We start from the raw sequence: 20,351 nt of genomic DNA, 5'->3' as shown, positions 1-20,351 counted from the left end.
TGACTTCTCCACCTTTTTTATAAAATAATCGTTAACAAAACAAATGAATTATAGCATTTCACTCTATCTTTTTAAATAGTTTTCCGTATAAAAAGGAAAATAATTATTTCATATAGAAATTAGATATAAGGGCACTTAGTTATAATAAAGTGGGTATTGTTCAATCACATCACAAGTATGAAATGACAATTGTAGTGATAAGCTACGTATAAAAGTGAAAGAAACGCTGAAACTTAATTGCTTATTTTTAATTATTTATTATACTAGAATAATTGAATGAAAAGAGGCTATCTATGTAAAATGTGTATGTGTTAAAAAAGTGAGAAAGATGGTGAAATTGGTGGAATATCAATATCCTTTTTCAATGGATTGGTCAACACAGGAAGTAATTGATGTCGTTCATTTTTTTGAAGCAATTGAAAAGGCATATGAAAAAGGCATAAAACGTGATGAACTTTTAAGCCGTTATCGACGCTTTAAAGAGATTGTACCTGGTAAAGCAGATGAGAAAAAATTTTGCAATGAGTTTGAAGAAGTAAGTGGGTACTCTCCGTATAGAGCAGTAAAAAAAATGAAAGAGTCCGAATCAGGGTTAATTAAAATGTAACCAATCTTTTTTTATAAAGATAAAGGCTGTCTCAAATATGATCAAACATAACATATTATAAGAGCTGTTTTAACTTATAATCCGTATTTGTTCGATCGAGAGACGGCCTTTTTTAATCAAGTACTGAAAATTGTTATGTTAATACAATGGTTTAGACGATTTTATATATGGGTAATAAATGAATAAATACATCTTCAATTGTTTTAATCAATGTTTCAGGGGACATCTCAATCGCTTGATTTTTGGGAATATGGAGTCCGCAAAGCATTTCTGCTTTTTTTACAACTTGCATACGGCGAAATAGTGATTGAAGCTCATGTTTATTTAATATACTGGCATTCGGTTTCGTATGATCATTGGACCAAACATAATGACTTGGGATATTTTCGATAATTGGATTAATTTTTTTCTCTAACTTTTTTCCGATCTCGTCCTTTATTGGGCATTCATTAATAATTGCAACCCATATAAACAAATGTGTTTCCCAAAGTCCAATTTGAAAATGTGGAAATTTTTTATAACCACGTTTATTGCTTGAAAAGGCAACCCACGTATCATTAGGCGGATTTATCGTACGACGAGCATGCTTAGCGACATGGTAAAACATCTCTTCTCCTGTAATGGCTGATAGTGTAGGAGTAAAATACGCTCCTAACGCTTCAAGCTTCGGTCGTACTGTTTGTTTCAATTGCTCCATTCTTGCATCTAGTCCCTCTATGTTAAAGACTTGAAAGTCCTGCTCAGTAAATGATGCGATGTTCATATATGTTCACCTCAGTTTAATAATAAAATTAGACATGTTATGACAATATTCATCATTATTTTATCACATTCGACGGCGTGTCTTGAAAATTAAAGTGGTTTGTTTAATAAAAAAATAGATTTTCACCCAATTTTGTTACATCATTCCGACAAGTTCATAATATATATAAAACAATATCTGAAAATTCGATCATCCAATGGAAGGAAGTGTGAGAATTGAAACAAGTCATTAATTCCAAAAAAAGACAGCAGTATGAAAAGAAAAAAATTGCGGTTTTAAGGCTGGAATTAGATTACGAGCTTGCAACATTGTTCGAAGCAATGGAAAACAAAAATGAAGAAACTAAGCAAAAAACCATTAAGAAACTGGAAAAAATTCGTGAAGAACTTTTAAAAATGGATGCTATGTAAAAGTAAGAAAATGTTTGGCTTACCTGGAAAAAATTTTGCTCCCTTAAAAAATGGGGGTTTTTTTATGTGAGACCCTGGATTCGCAAAGCTACGAGGATTTTTCCGGACTGTCTGGGGAAAGCGTCCTCCTAAAATGGAATCACTCATCCGATCTATTAGATCTGAAAGCAAAAGATTACGTATTTAAGTATGTTTAAATTTTAATAAAATCATTCATTTCCAGTTATTGTAGCGAAAGAGACTTTTGCAGGAAAAGTGCGTTCAAGGGAGTTTCTGCAGGAGTATACGACCTCCGAAGCGAAAACCACTACTATTTATTGAAAATAATTTTTTTCCTTCTTTGCCGTACATACTTATTATTTCACAATGGCTGATATTAACAATTTTATCCAGTATTGTTTAATAATGCTGATGGATTAGAGTGAAAGTTTTCAAAACTTGATAAATAATACGTTTTCCTTTACTCTTAAGAAAATCAAGAGTATTCAATGGAGGGTTCTATATGAATAATTGGGACGAAATTGATACATACGTTCGAGAGTGGTTAGAAGAGGCAAGAGAAAAGATTTTGGCCTCATTTTCTACCTCAATTGAAATTGAAACAAAGTCAGACCGAAATGATTTAGTGACAAATATTGATAAAGAAATTGAACAGTTCTTTATTCAACATATTAAAAATAAGTTTCCGGATCACCATATTCTAGGTGAGGAAGGATTAGGCGAGAAGATTGATTGTACAAACGGAATGTTATGGATTGTTGATCCGATTGATGGAACAGTAAATTTTGTGCATCAACAAAGAAATTTTATGATTTCTATCGGTATTTATGAAAACGGAGTGGGAAAATTAGGCTATATATATGATGTGATTCACAAAGAACTTTATCATGCTGTTCATGGGGAGGGAGCATATTTTAATGATGTTCCGATTCCAAAACTTACGGATGCTGCTATTGAAAACGCTATTGTAGGGTTAAATCCGACTTGGGTTGTTGAGAACCGAAAAATAGACCCAAAAAAATTATCAAAGCTAGTCAAAGATGTACGAGCAATTCGTTGCTATGGTTCAGCAGCATTGGAAATTGCATATGTGGCTACAGGTAGGCTTGATGCGTATATCACAATGCGCTTATCACCATGGGATTTTGCAGCTGGAAAGGTTATAATAGAAGAGGTAGGCGGTATTATGACGGATATTAAAGGAGAGCCGTTGAAAATATTGGAAAATAGTCCTGTATTTGTAAGCAAGCCAAGTTTGCATGAAACGATTTTAAATAAATATTTAAAAGAAGGAAGCTTATAATCTTCCTTCTTCGCGGTATCTTTTCTTTGTTTTAAATCCAAATCCCATAATAAAAAATAATAAAACGATGGAAATGAAAAGACCGAAGATGCTCTCTGCTCCAATTGCAACTCCTATTCCACAAATGGAAAGAAATGCAGCGAAAGCAAAGAAAACAAATACCCACTTGATTTCTCGCATAAAAAGCCCTCCCTTTAATTATCATTTTACCTAAAAACTTTTATCATTTCTAGTAAATATGTTACAATAATTTAGTTACAGAGACACTAACTAAGATTTAAGTTAGGCAGGAGGAAATTTTTTTGAAAAGAAGAGAAGATTTACGTAATATAGCGATTATAGCTCACGTTGACCATGGTAAAACAACTTTAGTCGATCAGTTATTAAAGCAGTCCGGCACATTTCGTTCCAATGAGCATGTCGAAGAAAGAGCGATGGATTCTAATGACCTAGAACGCGAAAGAGGCATTACAATTCTTGCTAAAAATACGGCTGTTCATTATCAAGATAAAAAAATTAATATTTTAGATACTCCAGGACATGCAGACTTCGGCGGCGAAGTAGAGCGAATTATGAAAATGGTGGATGGTGTCCTTCTAGTTGTAGATGCGTACGAAGGTTGTATGCCGCAAACGCGTTTTGTACTTAAAAAGGCGCTTGAGCAAAACTTAACACCAATTGTCGTTGTCAATAAAATTGATCGTGATTTTGCACGTCCAAAAGAAGTAGTGGATGAAGTATTAGAATTATTCATTGAATTGGATGCTAATGATGACCAATTAGAATTCCCTGTTGTATTTGCTTCTGCGATGAATGGAACTGCAAGCCTTGATCCAGATCCAGCTAAGCAAAATGAGAATATGCAGGTTCTATTTGAAACCATTATTGAACATATCCCAGCTCCAGTTGACAATCGTGAAGAACCATTGCAATTCCAAGTGGCACTTCTTGATTACAACGATTATGTTGGACGTATCGGAATTGGACGAGTATTCCGAGGTAATATGCATGTAGGCCAACAGGTTGCTTTGATGAAATTGGATGGTTCTGTCAAAACGTTTAGAGTAACGAAAATATTTGGCTTCTTTGGTTTGAAAAGGGAAGAAATTCAAGAAGCGAATGCTGGAGATCTCATTGCAGTTTCCGGTATGGAAGATATTAACGTAGGTGAAACTGTTTGTCCTATTGATCACCAAGATGCATTAACGCCTCTTCGTATTGACGAACCAACGTTGCAAATGACTTTCCTTGTCAACAATAGCCCATTTGCTGGTCGCGAAGGAAAATTTGTAACAGCAAGAAAGATTGAAGAAAGATTGCGTTCACAATTGCAAACAGATGTAAGTTTACGTGTTGAAAATACAGATTCTCCAGATGCATGGGTCGTATCTGGCCGCGGTGAACTACATTTATCTATTTTGATTGAAAACATGCGCCGTGAAGGATTTGAACTGCAAGTTTCAAAACCACAAGTTATTGTAAAAGAAATTGATGGTGTGAAATGTGAACCTGTTGAAAGAGTACAAATTGATATCCCTGAAGAGCATACAGGTTCTATTATTGAATCGCTTGGTTCACGTAAGGGTGAAATGCTAGATATGATTAACAATGGAAATGGACAAGTTCGTCTGATTTTCAATGTTCCGGCACGTGGTTTAATTGGCTACACAACAGAATTTATGACGTTAACAAGAGGATATGGTATTTTAAACCATAGCTTTGATAGTTATCAACCATTGCAACCAGGTCGTGTTGGGGGACGCCGTAATGGTGTTCTTGTATCTATGGAGACAGGTAAAGCAACAACTTATGGTATGATGCAAGTAGAAGATAGAGGTACCCTTTTTGTTGAACCTGGAACAGATATTTATGAAGGTATGATCGTTGGCGAAAATACACGTGAAAATGATATTACCGTTAATATTACAAAAATGAAACATGCAACGAATGTGCGGTCTGCAACGAAAGATCAAACATCTGTAATTAAAAAGCCAAGAATTATGTCATTGGAGGAAGCACTTGAATATTTAAATGACGATGAATATTGTGAAGTGACTCCAGAATCTATTCGTTTGCGCAAACAGATTTTAAATAAAAACGAACGTGAAAAATTGGCTAAAAGGCTGAAAAAAGCATAATGATTAAAAGAGTACTCTAGATCAAATCTTGAGTACTCTTTTTTTGGTTTGTCAACGTGTCATGATTAGTTGATTTCGCTTATTTGCGTGTTTAACTTATAAATTCAAAAAAAACAGCCTAGCATCGTCTAGGCTGTTCATTCTTTATTTGTGCTGATTTGATTGTTTCTCTTGTTCTTTATTGAGTTGCTTACCTTGAGAATCGTTAAGGGTCTTTTTAGGCTTCTCTGGAGCTTGATTTGGGTTTGATGGTTCTACAATATTTTTAGGAATTTCCGGCATGACTCTACCGGCAATATCTGCTAGCTCATTTAAAATACCTTGCCCTGGTTTTCCGGCGCGAACATCTTCTCCAACTTCTTTTAGTCTTTCGTTTAAATCAGGGTCTGCAATAACGATTGATTGTGCCCCGTATGGATCATGCTTTAGGCTTTCAGCAACTGAATATTTGATCGATCCTACTTCTGACCTATCAAGATTTGCGTCGACGTCTATCCCTACAATTGCATAATTTCCAAATACGACTGCACGAGCATTTTTTACTTTAGGGATGCTTTTTGCAATTTGTGCAAGACGATTTGCAATTTGCAGGTTAGATTTTCGATTTGTGTTTTGATTGTCACTGTTTTTAACTGAGACGTTTCTGGGAATCGCATCTTTTCTTTCGCCATTTTGCAGGCTATTGTTTTCAACACAAGCTGTTAAAAAGGCGAATAGACTGACAATCATGAGCGTATGGATGATTCTCAACGGAATGCACCTCCAAGTATTCATACATCCTTTAAAGTTTAGTGTGTAAAAATCTTCTAACTTTATACATTTGGACATATATTTTAGCAATGAAATCTTTGTCCACTAAAGATGAACAGTTCCAACAATTTTTCATAAAATAATTTAATCCAAGAGAAGCAGGAGGCATCCAGTTGAATAAAATTTACGTGTTAGATACAAATGTATTATTACAAGATCCTAATGCGATTTTTTCTTTTGAAGATAATGAAGTAGTGATCCCAGCAGTTGTACTTGAAGAAGTGGATTCAAAAAAAAGAAACATGGATGAAATAGGAAGAAACGCAAGACAAGTATCGAAATTAATGGATAGCTTTAGACAAACAGGGAAATTACATGAAAAAATTCCACTTCGTAATGGAGGGATGTTGCGAATTGAGCTAAATCATCGATCATTTTTTCAATTGCAAGAAATTTTCGTTGAAAAAACGAATGATAATCGGATTCTAGCAGTAGCGAAAAATCTCTCTATTGAAGAAAATGCAAAAGAAAATGGTAGAGCTGTTATTTTGGTGAGCAAGGATGCACTCGTAAGAGTTAAAGCAGATGCACTAGGTTTACAAGCGGAGGATTTTTTAAATGATCGTGTTGTGGAAGCAGACCATATTTATACTGGCTTACAGGAAATTTTTGTTGATATAGATTATTTAAAAAGTTTTTATCAAAAGAATGAACTAGCCATTCGTGAATTTACAACACAGACGTTTTATCCAAACCAATTTTTAATTATGAAGGATGCACTTGGCAGTTCATCGTCAGCAATTGGTATTGTTGATCAATCAGGAACAGTGGTGAAAAAATTATTATATAATCAAGATGCCATTTGGGGAATAAAACCTAGAAATGTGCAGCAAACAATGGCGTTAGAACTGCTTCTTCGCGAAGACATTCCCCTTGTGTCCATGATCGGAAAGGCGGGAACCGGAAAAACTTTATTGGCGCTGGCTGCGGGATTGATGCAAACAGAAGATTTGCAAATTTTCAAAAAGTTACTTGTTGCAAGACCGATTGTCCCATTTGGAAAAGATATCGGGTATTTACCAGGGGAGAAACAAGAAAAATTGCGTCCGTGGATGCAGCCAATTTATGATAATTTGGAATACCTATTTAACACGAAAAAGTCAGGGGAAATAGATGATATTTTAGCAGGAATGAGTTCGATCGAAGTAGAGGCTTTAACATATATTCGCGGCCGCAGTATACCAGAACAATTTATTATTATTGACGAAGCTCAAAATCTGTCAAAGCATGAGGTAAAAACAATACTAACAAGGGTTGGGGAGAACAGTAAAATTGTGTTAATGGGTGATCCTGACCAAATCGATCATCCATATTTAGATGCCTATAATAACGGTTTAACATATGTACTAGAGAAATTTAAACATGAGCCGATTGCTGGTCATATTAAATTGTTTAAAGGTGAAAGATCTCGGTTAGCACAAATTGCTGCTGATTTATTATAAAGGCTTAGTTAAATATATAATTGTTTCCTTCTTGTGTGGGCCGGTCCTCATAAGACAAGGGAGGATTATTTAACAGGCTATTAAAAAGATGTCAGGCACGATTTCAGTGTCTGACATCCTAGAACATACATAGTTATTCGATACGCAAACCGGAAACAAATTTAATTGGATTTTCACGATTAGAACCATCATCAAATAAAATATGAAGCGGACCATCGTCTTTTAATGGTTTTCCTTTATGTGAGAAAGCTAGAATTAATTCTGCTAGTTTGGTAAGTGGGAAACGAATATCACCATTTACTGTTTCAAACACGATGTCTTTTGCATCGTCTAATGGTTCAGCATTTCTAATAAAACGATCAATTTTTATGCCGAAGCTTCCCGTTTTCATATGCTGCCGCTTAGAATGGGTATTTGGTTTCGGTGGCGGTTGTGTAATTGCTCCTTCTTTTATTTCCCGGTCGAAAAATTGACCCGTTTTCTTTAAATATTCTTCATCTGTATTTGTTTCAGAGTGATCTTGCTCAAAATATGTATCTAAATCAATTTTGTGATCATCAAAAAGCCATGTTCCAATATCTAATGTAATTGGAAACTTCACTTTTCCTTTAACTGGAATAATCATTCTCCTTTTCCCCCTTCCAACTATTAAATTATATCGTTAATATTTTGTATTGTCACTTGAAAGCGATTAAAAGTTGAATATTAATTGCCTTATTTACCAGTTTTAATAGGTTCATTGATAATAGCAGAATGATTATTTTTATAAGTGGTTTTAAGCAAAGATAGGAACAGGCGTGCCAGAAGGTTTTATTTTTATTTTTTGAATTGTATCATGAACTTATCCTGTGTTTTACTTGCAAATTATGAAAATTCAAGGTAAAATTTTTAGATAGATTATGTATAGTTTGAACGGGGGGATCAATGTGGCGTCTGAAACAAGGGTGAACCACCAAGAAAAGGCCTATAGTCTATTAAAGGCAGACGCAGATAAAATTTTGCGATTAATTAAGGTTCAAATGGATAACTTAACGATGCCCCAATGTCCTTTATATGAGGAAGTATTGGATACACAAATGTTTGGTTTATCCCGTGAAATAGATTTTGCTGTTCGATTAGGACTAGTAGATGAGATACATGGTAAGGAACTGCTTGATTCCTTAGAAAAAGAGCTTTCTACATTGCATGATGCATTTATAAAAGAGTAGCATAATAAAAAACTCAAACGATTAATAAACAATTGTTTGAGTTTTTTTTACAATACATAAAAGATATTTGTTCCATTAATTAGGGAAGAATTATGTTAAAAAAAATGCTATAATTTTGCATGATTAGGAGTAAAACTCTTAATAGATTATAGGAATGGAAGGTTTCTATGTTCAAGAAAATATTAAAATCATTTGACTATTCAATTATTGCAGTTTATGTTCTACTCTGTCTATTCGGACTTGTAATGATCTATAGTGCGAGCATGGTTGTAGCAGTACAACGCTATGGAGTAGATAGCGCTTTTTTCTATGATCGACAAAAATTAAATTTATGTCTTGCATTTTTGTTGTTTCTAGTGACTGCATTTTTGCCTTATAAAATTTATCAGACGAATAAATTTTTAATTTCGATTATGGGCATTATCGTTGTAGGTTTGTTGAGTATATTTGTATTTGGACATGTCTCCAATAACGCTCAAAGCTGGTTAGAAATCGGAACAGCTTCTTTACAGCCATCTGAATTTGCGAAACTTGTTGTAATTATTTACTTATCTGCAGTGTATGCAAAAAAACAGGCATACATTGATTCCTTTAATCGTGGAGTGGCACCGCCTTTAATTTTCTTAATTGTCGTTTGCTTAATGGTAGGTATACAGCCGGACATTGGTACAGCATCCATTATCTTTTTAATTGGCTGTACGATTATCGTTTCTTCAGGCATGAAGTTTAAAACGATTATGAGATTGTTCAGTATCGGTTTAGGCGTTCTAGTCGTTTTTTCACCATTCATTTTCTTGGCAAGGCATAAGATTTTTACGCCAGAACGGTTAAGCCGCTTTACAGGATTCTTACACCCATTTAAAACAGAAGGATCAGATGGCTTGCAACTTGTTAATTCATACTTGGCAATAGGCTCTGGTGGTATAAAAGGGCAAGGTTTAGGACAAAGTATTCAAAAACTCGGTTATCTTCCTGAACCGCATACAGACTTTATCATGGCAATTATTGCTGAGGAATTAGGAGTTGCAGGTGTTCTATTTGTTATTTTAGGACTAGCATATTTAGTGCTACGTGGAATATACATTGGCGTGAAAATAAAAGATCCGTTTGGAAGTCTATTAGCAATTGGTATTTCCAGCATGCTAGCGATTCAATCCTTTATCAATTTAGGCGGTGTATGTGGTCTAATCCCGATTACAGGGGTACCGTTACCATTTATAAGTTATGGCGGATCATCATTAGTCCTACTATCTTTATCAATGGGCATATTAGTCAATGTTTCAATGTTTAAAAACTATGAAGAAAACTTTAAAAAGAAACAAGAAAAACATAAAGAAACAGATTATCATTCGAAAAGACCTTTTAAAATTTACTCAAGATAATCCATAAAAAGACCTCGGTGATGCCACCGAGGTCCTTTTATTCGTTTTATGCTGATTTGCTTCTGCCGATAATTAAAATTAAATAGCATAGTAATCCAAATAAACATGAAATAATAAATGAATGTAACAATGCAACGACTGTACTCAATGATGTAAAAATAACAAGAGCGCCAGAAAAGATTTGCAGTATGACAATGATTAAGGCAAGGATCCATCCCCAATAAATCACACGTGCGTGTTTGTAATGTTTTACAGCCCGATAGGTGATATAAGCGATCCAAATAAATATTAAACCAGCTGCAAAACGGTGGCCCATTTGAATCCATTCAAATTTATTTGCAGGTAATCCAGGTGCATTGTTTAAGCATAAAGGCCAATCCCGGCAAACTAAACTTGAATTTGTATGGCGAACAAGAGCACCAGAATATACAACGATATAGCTATAAATGGTAACGCCTATTGTGTGCCATTTCATGCCTTTATCAATGATTAAATCGCTTGCTTCAAATTTTTGATCGACTTCAAAAATTAAAAGCGTTAGTAGTAATACGGATGCAAATGAGATAAGCGAGATTCCGAAGTGCAAGGCCATAATGATACTAGATGAACCCCATACGACAGCAGCTGCACCTAGAAAGGCTTGTAGCAATAAAAAGATAATAGATGTAATGACTAAAAACTTTGTTTCTTTCTTATGCCCAATTGAAATCCAAGACCAAATTGCTAAAATAAATACAAAAGCTGAAGCAATGCCTGTACAAAATCTATGAGCCCATTCGATAAAACTATTCAATGTAAGTGGATCAGGAAAAAATTTACCATTACATAAAGGCCAATGATGGCCACATCCTAATGTTGAGCCTGTATTTGTAACAAGGGCGCCACCGATTAAAACAACCATCATAATAATTGTTGTTAAAACCCCGATCCATTTTAATGCAATACGCAACCTATTCATCCTCCTCAATTTATACAGAGATCCTATTTTATTAAAGTCAGTTATTGGGTAGACTAAAACATATCCAAAGTTTGGAGTACAAACCTTTCTTCGGAATGAACGCTAATTTACATACATTATACCAATCAGTATAAAGTAAACGTTTCAATTACAAACATACTAAAAAGAGAAATCTCATTAACATATTAACGTAAAATCAAAGGAAGTAAAAATATTTTTTATCAAGTCACAGATTTGTCAAAAATAGTTCTTAAATATGCCACATAATATGTTAAATTCATGTTTAAATAGTAAATTGAAGGATTAGATTTTTCGCACATACATTTAAACCTATATATTTATACTAGGTCTTTACTAAAAGTTAAACTTAATAGATAAATTATGAAACATGTCTTATAGTTAATAGGTAATGGCTAATACTTTTCATTATCTTTCTAAAAAAGATTTGGCTTTTTTCTAAAGGATCGTTGTTTTAAATCGAGGTTTATTACTTAGCCTTTTCATGGAGCAGCTGATTGCGCAGTGGATGAGACTCCTTCGGGGGAGCCAGCCTTTGGAGCGGAAATGAACGCTTCTTTATGATGAACAAGCAACAAAGTTTGCGAAAACAGCCAAACATGTTAACCAAATCATAATGTTTCTTTAATATCTATACAGGGAAGGGACAATACTTTAGAAGGTTTTGCCATATGCGAAAAAGCAACAGATTTTAACAAGTGAAGACTAAGAGGGGAGGGGCTATCGTGTCTGATAGTCGAGTAACGATAAATGTAAATGGTGCAGAAGCAGTTGAAACGTCTGCTGTAAAAGATTTTTTTGCACTTATTAAGATGGGGATTGTAAATTCAAACTTGATCACAGCCTTTACGGGAATGTGGTTAGCATTAGAATTTAACCATCAACATTTTTTACAATCATTAGATACAATCTTTTTAACATTAATAGGAACTGCTTTAATTGTAGCTGGCTCATGCAGTTTAAATAACTATTATGATCGTGATATTGATCAAATAATGAAAAGTAAAAACTTTAGACCTACTGTTACGGGGAGAATTTCAGGTGCCAAAGTATTAACGATCGGGATTAGTTTTGTAGTAATCGGTACAGTGCTTTTATTTATGACTTCTGTCACTGCGGGAATCATAGGAGCGTTTGGTGTTTTTAGTTATGTTGTACTTTATACAATGTGGACAAAACGTAATTATGTCAGCAACACTGTAGTAGGAAGTTTTGCAGGGGCTGTGCCGCCACTAATTGGTTGGGCTGCGGTTGATCCGAACTTAGGTATTATTCCATGGATGCTCTTCCTTTTAATGTTTATTTGGCAGCCGCCACATTTTTATGCAATTGCGATGAAAAAATGCGAAGAGTATCGTGAAGCTAATATCCCAATGTTACCTGTTATTCGCGGTTTTCAAGTGACAAAATGGCATATGTTAATTTGGGTTATATGCTTATTACCAATTCCTTTTTTCTTAAAAGCGATAGGCATTCCGTTTGTTATGCTAGCAACAATTTTTAATATTGGCTGGTTAGTATTGAGCATTGCAGGTTTTAAAATGAAAGATGATTTAAAATGGGCTAAGTATATGTTTATTTATTCATTGAATTATTTAACGATCTTATTTGTTGCGATGGTTATTTTGACGCTTTTTTAATGAATCGAGCTTTCATTAGTACTAAATATTATATTTATAAATTTGATGCAACTTCTTTCTTCAAAGAGAGCAGTTGCTTTTTTTATAAGTCTATGGCATATAATAGTAAACATGACGATAAACTTTTATAGAAAAAGGTGTTTGTTTTTTTAGATGATTATAAAATGATATAATAATATTAGATAAAAGGATGTTATGGGGAAATATATTAAAAGAGGTGAATTCACCTGCGCATTTTTACAAGAATCGTTATTATGCTTGTTATCATTTTTTTAGTGGGATTTTATTTTGAATTGCGTCCAAATCATAATGGTATAAAAGAACCTTCTAATCCACCTAAAATTGATGATCAAGCAAAAATAAATGAGAAAAACAAAGTAAACACTTATAGCCGACCTAAAAGTGGAATTTCAACTTATATTGGGAAATCAACGAAAGAATTAACAAAACAATTTGGAAAACCATCGAGAATTGATGCTTCTGCATATGGCTATGATTGGTGGATCTATAAGAAGAAAGATGCCACCTATTTTCAGGCGGGAGTTAAAAATGGGAAAGTCGTAACAATCTATGCATTAGGATCCGGTCTTTCTGTCTCTCCATTTAAAATTGGTGAAAAAGTAGAAACGATTTATCAAACCATTACAATGAATACGAATATAACGGTTAAAATGAAGGATGGTACATATCGTTTTGAATTATCCGAGGAAGATTTAAACATAAGTCCGTTAGTTCAGCTTGGCGATATTTATGCACAACTTGCTCTCGATAAATTTAGTGGAACTTTAACGAGTGTAAGATTTATGGATAAACGTACTTTAGTACAGCAACATCCTTATGCAATGAGCTATCAAGGACATTTAGCGAAGGAAACAATAGACAGTACTAAACGTGAAGAAGTAGAAAGAGGCAGTGAGCAACAAATATTTGATATGACCAATATTATTCGCCAACGATACAAAGCGCCAAAATTACATTGGGATAAAGAGTTGTCTACATTTGCTTATGATCATAGTAAAGATATGGCAGTGGACAATTATTTTTCACATACTTCACCTCGATATGGAAATTTATCTAAACGTTTAAAAACAGCAAATATCGTTTATCAATCTGCTGGTGAAAACATTGCAGCAAATTATATTGATGGTCCTGCTACTGTTGAAGGCTGGTTAAACTCAGAAGAGCATAGAAAAGCAATGCTGGATAGTCAATTTACTAGTCTTGGTGTTGGTGTATATGATAAATACTACACGCAAGACTTTGCTCAACGATAACATGATCTTAAGAAAAGACTTCTATTTTATTAGAAGTCTTTTTCTTAATGTTTAATAATAAAGAATGAACTTGTACAATGGGCGATTTGGACACCATCGTCCCGATAAGCTAGCCCTTCCATAACCATTGTATTTGAACCGCGATGAATGATTTTAACTTTTGCTTTAATGAAGCTACCAGCTCCAGGTGCAATATAATGAATATTTAAATTAGAAGTGACGGCTTTTTGCCCTTTTGGGAGTACCATATTTGCTAATCCACCCATGGCTGTATCTAAGAGTGTTGCTGTTATTCCGCCATGAACAATCGAAAAATGATTAAAGGTTATAGGTGTAATTGGCATAGTTATTTCTACTTCTTCATCTTGAAAATGATGTTTCATTTGAAATAAATCTTTTATATAAGATGATTGATCTTTTTCGTGTTTTTGTTTATTAACAATTCCTTCTAATACTTGAGATAGTACAGATAAATCCTCTTTTGAAGCATTTTTTAAACATTCATCAAGTAATTGTGTGATTTTTTCATTCATAAATAATAACCTCATTAAAGTGATTTTAATTCCATGTGAAAACGATATCAATTTGGGGCTTAACAACATTTTTAACGATTCCCGTATAACTTATATAGTACCAAAATAGTATGAAAATGAAAACAATTTCACCTTTTTTTAGTTTGAGCATATTTTAATATGGGCAAAGTTTATTAGTTCTCTGAGGTGAAAGGAAAATGTCGAATAAAAAACTGCATCCTTCTGTTGAAAAATTTAAAGTATTTACGAAGGAACATCCTTTACTGATTCAAGAAGTTCGCCAGGGACAGAAAACATTACAGGAATTTTATGAGGATTGGTTTTTACTCGGAGAAGATGATCCTTATTGGGAAAGATATAAAGAGGGCAACAAAATTGAAAAAGAAGCTGATACTGAAAAAAGTACAGAAAAATCCAGTGAAAATTGGTTTTCACAAGTGAGTCAGTTTTTTCAAAAAATGGATGCAAACCAAGTTCAACATCATTTACAAAATTTAAGCTCTGCTATCGGTGCAGTCCAAGGCGTATTTTCTCAATTCCAAAGTAATGAACAACCAAAAGCACAACCAGAACAACCAGTCCGTAATAGTCCATTTTCATTTAGAAAAGACTAGGGAGAAGTGATAGTGATGCGAGAGGATGTCTTAAAGATCATTTATCAACAAGGCGAGTTGAAGGAGTTTTTAAGGGAACAACCGATCTGGTACCGAAGGCTGACACGTCATCCAGAAGAAATAGAACAGTTTCAAATTGCTTCACTCCATTTTTTTGAAAAGACCATTCCACAACGTGTTGAAAAATTTTCAAACGGATTACAAATGGTTTCAATGATGATGCATATGATTCAAGGCATGTATCAAAGTTAAGTATTTTTATAAATTTTTTGAGTAAAAAGCTCCTTGTTGGTGACAATAAAGAAAAGACAAGGAGTGGATATGATGAAAAAAATTGTGATGATCGGTTTAGTATTGTTACTGCTATTAGTAGGCTTAAAACACTTTAATCACTATCAAAATACGACGAAGGTTGATGCATCATCTCCGAAAGAAAGTCAAATGGTTGTTCGCCATTTTGTAAAACAAGATACGCTATTCATTGAATGTTTTATTCCGAGTGTGACATTTACAGACAAAAGCTCGCATGTAAAAAGGGCAAAGATTAGGGTATATGTAGATGGTCAAATGAAAGGTGATTATAATACAGCTGCATTTGTGTTGAAAGGTATGCAGCGAGGAGTTCATTTAGTTAAGTTAGATGTTTTGGATAGAAAAAGCAGCCATCAACTTGGAATGCATAGACAATTTTATATAACAGTTTCTTAAATAGATTCATGTTAAGGAATTCGCATGCTCATCAAAAACATGATAAAATAGAATCATGGAGGTGAGCATTTTGCTTGCAACAATAGAAAGAGTAGAAATTTTAGCTGAAGCTGAAATTTTGGCGAAAATGGTAATTGAATCAGATATTGCAGCTCAATATAAAGAATGTTATAAACGATTAAAGACGGATGCAGAAACTCAGCGCAAAGTTCAGCATTTTACACATATGAAAGAGCTTTTTGCGGATGTACAGCGTTTTGGACGATACCATCCAGATTATAAACGAATTAATAAAGAAACGCGCGATGCGAAGCGAGAAATGGATCTCGATGAAAATGTTGCTCGTTTTAGGCAAGCAGAAAATGCCTTACAAGATTTGCTTGATCAAATCAGTCTCCGTATTGCAAAATCTGTTTCAGAACAAATTAAAGTACCTACTGGCAATCCCTTCTTTGATTCATCTTGCTCGGGTGGATGTGGATCAGGAGGAAGCTGTGGTTGTTCAGCATAAACTGTTTAATAAAGGCTCATTAGTAAAATTGTTAGCTTAAATCATTTTAATGATTCATGATTGGAAGAAAGGGCTGAGACTACTCTGAAGCGGCTTCCAGATTGCGAACCAATGGAGCGGAAAACCCTGCTTCTTTTTTAATGAAAAGCGACAAGTTTACGGAAACAGCCTTCATAAAATATTGATGGGGATTTTTTTGAAAATCTTTTTGAACCTGAGTGCAATGGTTGCTCAGGTTCTTTCGTTGATTGAGAAGGTCATTAACGGTTTTCTTTATTGCTTGTGCTAAGCTTAATATGTTAAACTCAAAAAAATAGCATATCTAAGGGGAAAAAATGGATGTTATCTGATAGACAAGGACTTATTGTTTGGTTGTATCATTTGAAACAAGCCAAATTGCTTAAAAGATTTGGTAATATTCATTATGTTTCAAAACGGATGAAATACGTAGTATTATATTGTGATCGTACAGAAATTGATTATTTACAGGAAAAACTTAGTAAGTTTTCTTTCGTTCGTAAAGTGGAAGTATCATGGAAACCATTTTTAAAGACGGAATATGAAAATGCAAAACCAGATAAGGCAAAAGAATATGATTATAAAATTGGCTTGTAATCATTCCGTCATTCCATCGTTCAATTGCATGGACACGTTATTTAAGCATCATTTCTATGAAATGAGGAGAAATGTTATTTATCTCCTTTTTCGTAAAAATGATGCTTCTTTATTTGCTAAAGCCTGAGAACATGAGCTTTGAATATGATGAAAATTTATTTGACCAGTATATGAAGAATCGGATTCGATATATTTTATGTTAATCGAGGTATCACGTTATTCATGCGTAAAATACCAATTAAATATTGATAGTAAAGTGCTTTTTCTGCAAAAGTTTGCGAGGATCTTACTTCAAATTCAATAATGTGTTTGTTACATTCAGCTGCAAGCTGTTCAAAAAGCTGATATCTTTTATTTGGATTGACATGGGGATTAGGGATTCCTTCTCGACAAATATATATAGGCTGGAATTCACCAGGATCTGTCGCTTGCAGAACAATTGCTAATGATGTAACAGGCTTTTCATTTACAACCGAATGAAGTGCAAGCATTTGTATCAGTCTATGCTGATTTGACTTGGCTAGCTCAATCAGTTCAAATAAATCACTGTACCCTTCCCCTAACTCAATAAATTGCTGTAACATGACATTCCCTCACTTTAATACGGATTCTAATCTAACGCTCTATATTATATATGATGTTTGTTTTGGAATCTATGGTCAATAAAAAACCCTGCAGTAATGCTGCAGGGTCCTTCTATATCCTATGTAAGGATAGAAGGGAAAGGGAGAGGAGAAACCGGAGGAAGAACTTATGGGGAAACGTAAGTCTTCTCCGCGGTTGGCAACAACACCTTCAAATGATGTTGCTATAATCAGTATCACCAACTTAGGCTAATTTATACTTCTGTAAAAAGGTTAAATGAAAAACTTTTCTAATAAACATGAGTTATGGTAGGATAGTAAAGAAAAATTGTTGATATGTGGTGAAATGAATGAGAGTAATTTCAGGAAAACAAAAAGGAAAAATATTAAATGCTGTTCCTGGGATGGGAACGCGGCCAACGACAGATAAGGTGAAAGAAGCAATTTTCAATATGATTGGTCCTTATTTTTCAAAAGGTATTGGTTTAGATCTTTTTGCTGGAAGCGGAGGTCTTGGGATCGAAGCTTTGAGTAGAGGAATGGAAAAAATAATTTTTATTGATCGTGATTTTCAGGCAGTACAAACGATTAAGACGAATCTTCAAAAATGTGGGCTTGAATCAAAAAGCGAAGTATTTCGAAATAATGCAGAGCGTGCATTAAAAGCAGTAGTGAAGCGTAATATGGTCTTTGATGTAGTATTTCTTGATCCACCGTATAAAAAACAGAAATTGGTAGAAATATTATCATTTCTAGCAGAGCAACATCTGTTATCTGAAAACGGTTACGTTGTCTGTGAGCATGCAGTTGAAATTGAATTGCCGGAAGAAGTCTCAAGTTTAACAATATATAAACAAGCAAAGTATGGGATTACAGGGATAACGATATATATTCATAGGGGGGACAATGGAGATGGAAAAGATAGCGATTTGTCCGGGGAGTTTTGATCCAATAACATACGGTCATCTTGACATTATCAAAAGGGGTGCGAAAGTATTTGATAAAGTATATGTTGCTGTGTTAAATAATTCAGCTAAACAACCACTTTTTAATGTAGAGGAAAGAAAGTCATTGATCGCGCAAGTTACAAAAGATATTCCAAATGTAGAAGTTGATTCGTTCCAAGGCTTATTAATGGATTATGCAAAAAGTAAACATGCAAATGCAATCATACGTGGTTTAAGAGCGATTTCTGATTTTGAATATGAGCTACAGTTAACATCAATGAACCGTGTGTTAAATGATCAAATTGAGACTTTTTTTATTATGACAAATAATCAGTACTCTTTTCTAAGTTCAAGTATCGTAAAAGAAATTGCGAAATATCATGGACCTATTTCAGAACTTGTTCCAAAAGAAGTTGAGGAAGCGTTGCAGTATAAATTTTCGAAAGAGATGATATAAGAAGCCTCTTTTATTAAAAGAGAGTAGATGATTGTCGCTTTAGAATGCTCGCTTTCCGCGGGGGAGGCTGAACCTTTACGACTCTGCGCTTAAAACAGGAACTCTTAGTGCTAATATAAAAAGAATGGAGCATCAGCCCTTGGGTTTGAATGCTCCATTAATTTAATTTGGTCATTTTTTTTGCATAAACAAGAATATACACAATGATTCCCGCAATCGTAATAAGAGGGCCGTAAATTTCTAGCCAATTAAACATATGCTGCCACCAATCCTTATTCATTTCTCCCATGTTAATAACCATCTTATAAGTTTCCTTTGAAGATAGAAAATGTTTATAAAAAGGATTCCAAATAAGTAACGTGATGATTGCAGAAATAAACCCATGAAAAATTCTCGCAATTACAAATGGTTTAAAGCGAATATCTGTTTGTGCTAAAATACTTGCTACTTGAGCTTGAACACTGAATCCACCAAAGCCGAGAATAAAGCTTGTCACAATTACTTGCTGTAAAAGAGGGGTATGCTCAACTTGGCTAATCATTTGACTCCCTAATGTCATTTCAAAAAAACCAGATATAATTGGTATACTTAGATTTTCAGAGTAATGAATGGTGCTTAAAATGCTATTTAAAATGGTGCCAAGAAAAGTTGTAATGTGTAAAAGAAAAAGTAGTTTGTTCATAACTGAAAAAAGAATGATGAAACCGCCGATCATTAATAATGTTTGGATACTGGATATAACAGCGTCTCCAAGCAGCTTGCCGATTGGCTTGTTGTTTTGAATTCTCGTGGCGTGCAAAGCTTTTAATGCTTCTTTTAAAATAAACTGCTTATTGCTCTTAGCTATTTTCTTTTCCGCGCTTGATCCGTGGAATCTCATCAGTAGTCCAACGACAATATTTCCTGCATAATGTGATAAAGCGAAAATAAAGCCTAGTGTAGGATTATGAAAAAAGCCAACAGCAACCGCACCGAAAAGAAATAGTGGACTAGACGAATTTGTAAAGGCGACAAGCCTTTCAGCTTCGATTTGTGAAATTTGCTTTTCTTGGCGCAACCGTGCAGTTAACTTAGCTCCAGCTGGATTACCGGACGCCAGCCCCATTGCCCAAGTAAAACCACCAACACCAGGAACGCGAAATAATGGCCGCATCAAAGGTTCAAGCAAAACACCTAAAAAACGGACAACCCCGAACCCTATCAGTAGCTCGGATATGACAAAAAAGGGAAATAATGATGGGAAAACAACTTCCCACCACATATTAAGCCCGCTAATTGAAGCTTTAAATGATTGCTCAGGTAATACGATCATGGATATGGCCATTATTGATACGCTTAATGCTAACAAGGCAGTTTTGATTTTTGACTGGATCAAATTTTGTTCCTCCCCTAACAAAATGTCTATCATGATGTATTATGTATGGAATCT

The 20,351-nt window shown here is 34.4% G+C and carries 24 protein-coding genes; 16 read left to right on the top strand and 8 right to left on the bottom strand.

Going from position 1 to position 20,351, the window contains the following annotated elements:
* The first annotated feature begins 340 nt into the window (after positions 1 to 340).
* Positions 341 to 607 carry a UPF0223 family protein gene (locus G4D61_RS01765; protein WP_025730167.1) on the top strand — a complete coding sequence of 89 codons (267 nt, stop codon included), beginning with the start codon at positions 341 to 343 and terminating at the stop codon, positions 605 to 607.
* Between the two features lie 151 nt (positions 608 to 758).
* Here the strand turns inward: G4D61_RS01765 and G4D61_RS01760 are convergent, their stop codons facing one another.
* Positions 759 to 1,370, bottom strand: a complete 612-nt coding sequence (locus tag G4D61_RS01760; RefSeq protein WP_025730164.1) for a DUF1054 domain-containing protein — start codon at positions 1,368 to 1,370, stop codon at positions 759 to 761.
* A 215-nt stretch (positions 1,371 to 1,585) separates the two neighbouring features.
* On the opposite strand from G4D61_RS01760, the gene G4D61_RS01755 reads away from it, so the two are divergent.
* A complete protein-coding gene (locus G4D61_RS01755; RefSeq protein ID WP_025730162.1) occupies positions 1,586 to 1,780 on the top strand; it encodes a YkzI domain-containing protein in 195 nt (64 codons plus the stop codon).
* A gap of 502 nt (positions 1,781 to 2,282) precedes the next feature.
* Positions 2,283 to 3,083, top strand: a complete 801-nt coding sequence (locus G4D61_RS01750; protein ID WP_025730160.1) for an inositol monophosphatase family protein — start codon at positions 2,283 to 2,285, stop codon at positions 3,081 to 3,083.
* On the opposite strand, the gene G4D61_RS01745 is transcribed toward G4D61_RS01750, so the two are convergent.
* Positions 3,078 to 3,263 (bottom strand): YlaF family protein, encoded by a 186-nt coding sequence (locus G4D61_RS01745; protein WP_025730158.1) that lies wholly within the window; start codon positions 3,261 to 3,263, stop codon positions 3,078 to 3,080. The two genes, G4D61_RS01750 and G4D61_RS01745, sit on opposite strands and share 6 nt — an antisense overlap.
* Before the next feature lie 122 nt (positions 3,264 to 3,385).
* Here G4D61_RS01745 and typA point away from each other — a divergent pair, with 122 nt between their 5' ends.
* Positions 3,386 to 5,221 carry a translational GTPase TypA gene (gene typA / locus G4D61_RS01740; protein ID WP_025730156.1) on the top strand — a complete coding sequence of 612 codons (1,836 nt, stop codon included), beginning with the start codon at positions 3,386 to 3,388 and terminating at the stop codon, positions 5,219 to 5,221.
* Between the two features lie 144 nt (positions 5,222 to 5,365).
* On the opposite strand, the gene G4D61_RS01735 is transcribed toward typA, so the two are convergent.
* Positions 5,366 to 5,971 carry a YhcN/YlaJ family sporulation lipoprotein gene (locus G4D61_RS01735; RefSeq protein ID WP_235929303.1) on the bottom strand — a complete coding sequence of 202 codons (606 nt, stop codon included), beginning with the start codon at positions 5,969 to 5,971 and terminating at the stop codon, positions 5,366 to 5,368.
* A gap of 173 nt (positions 5,972 to 6,144) precedes the next feature.
* Between G4D61_RS01735 and G4D61_RS01730 the strand changes: the two genes are divergently transcribed.
* Positions 6,145 to 7,473, top strand: a complete 1,329-nt coding sequence (locus G4D61_RS01730) for a PhoH family protein (RefSeq protein WP_163173092.1) — start codon at positions 6,145 to 6,147, stop codon at positions 7,471 to 7,473.
* Between the two features lie 133 nt (positions 7,474 to 7,606).
* On the opposite strand, the gene G4D61_RS01725 is transcribed toward G4D61_RS01730, so the two are convergent.
* On the bottom strand, positions 7,607 to 8,098 hold the full coding sequence (locus G4D61_RS01725) for a hypothetical protein (RefSeq protein WP_025730151.1): 492 nt from the start codon (positions 8,096 to 8,098) through the stop codon (positions 7,607 to 7,609).
* A 301-nt stretch (positions 8,099 to 8,399) separates the two neighbouring features.
* On the opposite strand from G4D61_RS01725, the gene G4D61_RS01720 reads away from it, so the two are divergent.
* Together G4D61_RS01720 and G4D61_RS01715 are read left to right on the top strand one after the other, a co-directional pair.
* Positions 8,400 to 8,681: an Fpa/YlaN family protein gene (locus G4D61_RS01720; RefSeq protein WP_025730150.1), complete on the top strand. Its 282-nt coding sequence runs from the start codon at positions 8,400 to 8,402 to the stop codon at positions 8,679 to 8,681.
* Positions 8,682 to 8,848: 167 nt separating this feature from the next.
* Positions 8,849 to 10,063 (top strand): FtsW/RodA/SpoVE family cell cycle protein, encoded by a 1,215-nt coding sequence (locus tag G4D61_RS01715; RefSeq protein WP_025730149.1) that lies wholly within the window; start codon positions 8,849 to 8,851, stop codon positions 10,061 to 10,063.
* Positions 10,064 to 10,109: 46 nt separating this feature from the next.
* Here the strand turns inward: G4D61_RS01715 and G4D61_RS01710 are convergent, their stop codons facing one another.
* Positions 10,110 to 11,012, bottom strand: coding sequence for a COX15/CtaA family protein (locus G4D61_RS01710; RefSeq protein WP_025730148.1), 903 nt, complete (start codon positions 11,010 to 11,012; stop codon positions 10,110 to 10,112).
* A 752-nt stretch (positions 11,013 to 11,764) separates the two neighbouring features.
* On the opposite strand from G4D61_RS01710, the gene cyoE reads away from it, so the two are divergent.
* Entirely contained in the window at positions 11,765 to 12,679 is a 915-nt protein-coding gene (gene cyoE, locus G4D61_RS01705) for a heme o synthase (RefSeq protein WP_163173090.1), read from the top strand.
* A 254-nt stretch (positions 12,680 to 12,933) separates the two neighbouring features.
* Positions 12,934 to 13,953: a CAP domain-containing protein gene (locus G4D61_RS01700; protein WP_163173088.1), complete on the top strand. Its 1,020-nt coding sequence runs from the start codon at positions 12,934 to 12,936 to the stop codon at positions 13,951 to 13,953.
* Positions 13,954 to 13,997: 44 nt separating this feature from the next.
* Here the strand turns inward: G4D61_RS01700 and G4D61_RS01695 are convergent, their stop codons facing one another.
* Positions 13,998 to 14,486: a PaaI family thioesterase gene (locus G4D61_RS01695; RefSeq protein ID WP_025730145.1), complete on the bottom strand. Its 489-nt coding sequence runs from the start codon at positions 14,484 to 14,486 to the stop codon at positions 13,998 to 14,000.
* 197 nt (positions 14,487 to 14,683) lie between these two features.
* On the opposite strand from G4D61_RS01695, the gene G4D61_RS01690 reads away from it, so the two are divergent.
* From G4D61_RS01690 to G4D61_RS01670, 5 genes are all read left to right on the top strand, one after another.
* Complete coding sequence (locus G4D61_RS01690; protein ID WP_025730144.1) at positions 14,684 to 15,100, top strand: YlbD family protein; 417 nt, start codon at positions 14,684 to 14,686, stop codon at positions 15,098 to 15,100.
* A 15-nt stretch (positions 15,101 to 15,115) separates the two neighbouring features.
* The gene (locus G4D61_RS01685; RefSeq protein ID WP_025730142.1) at positions 15,116 to 15,352 is read left to right on the top strand and encodes a YlbE-like family protein; all 237 of its coding nucleotides are present in this window, start codon (positions 15,116 to 15,118) and stop codon (positions 15,350 to 15,352) included.
* A gap of 72 nt (positions 15,353 to 15,424) precedes the next feature.
* Positions 15,425 to 15,808: a hypothetical protein gene (locus G4D61_RS01680; RefSeq protein WP_025730141.1), complete on the top strand. Its 384-nt coding sequence runs from the start codon at positions 15,425 to 15,427 to the stop codon at positions 15,806 to 15,808.
* Between the two features lie 70 nt (positions 15,809 to 15,878).
* Complete coding sequence (locus G4D61_RS01675) at positions 15,879 to 16,319, top strand: YlbF/YmcA family competence regulator (protein WP_025730140.1); 441 nt, start codon at positions 15,879 to 15,881, stop codon at positions 16,317 to 16,319.
* 339 nt (positions 16,320 to 16,658) lie between these two features.
* Positions 16,659 to 16,934: a YlbG family protein gene (locus G4D61_RS01670; RefSeq protein ID WP_025730139.1), complete on the top strand. Its 276-nt coding sequence runs from the start codon at positions 16,659 to 16,661 to the stop codon at positions 16,932 to 16,934.
* Between the two features lie 194 nt (positions 16,935 to 17,128).
* On the opposite strand, the gene G4D61_RS01665 is transcribed toward G4D61_RS01670, so the two are convergent.
* Positions 17,129 to 17,518, bottom strand: coding sequence for a DUF7147 family protein (locus G4D61_RS01665; protein ID WP_025730137.1), 390 nt, complete (start codon positions 17,516 to 17,518; stop codon positions 17,129 to 17,131).
* A gap of 350 nt (positions 17,519 to 17,868) precedes the next feature.
* Here G4D61_RS01665 and rsmD point away from each other — a divergent pair, with 350 nt between their 5' ends.
* On the top strand, positions 17,869 to 18,465 hold the full coding sequence (gene rsmD, locus G4D61_RS01660; protein ID WP_025730135.1) for a 16S rRNA (guanine(966)-N(2))-methyltransferase RsmD: 597 nt from the start codon (positions 17,869 to 17,871) through the stop codon (positions 18,463 to 18,465).
* Positions 18,431 to 18,922 carry a pantetheine-phosphate adenylyltransferase gene (coaD, locus tag G4D61_RS01655; protein WP_025730133.1) on the top strand — a complete coding sequence of 164 codons (492 nt, stop codon included), beginning with the start codon at positions 18,431 to 18,433 and terminating at the stop codon, positions 18,920 to 18,922. The genes rsmD and coaD overlap by 35 nt, the downstream gene beginning before the upstream one ends.
* Before the next feature lie 157 nt (positions 18,923 to 19,079).
* Here coaD and ylbJ read toward each other — a convergent pair whose 3' ends face one another.
* A complete protein-coding gene (gene ylbJ / locus G4D61_RS01650; protein WP_163173087.1) occupies positions 19,080 to 20,297 on the bottom strand; it encodes a dipicolinic acid transporter SpoVV in 1,218 nt (405 codons plus the stop codon).
* Positions 20,298 to 20,351 lie beyond the last annotated feature (54 nt).

It is taken from the genome of Heyndrickxia ginsengihumi, assembly GCF_011008565.1.
GTDB classification, from domain to species: Bacteria; Bacillota; Bacilli; order Bacillales; family Bacillaceae_C; genus Weizmannia; species Weizmannia ginsengihumi.
The sequence above is the reverse complement of the archived record's forward strand: the minus strand, read 5'-3'. Positions and strand labels throughout refer to the sequence as shown.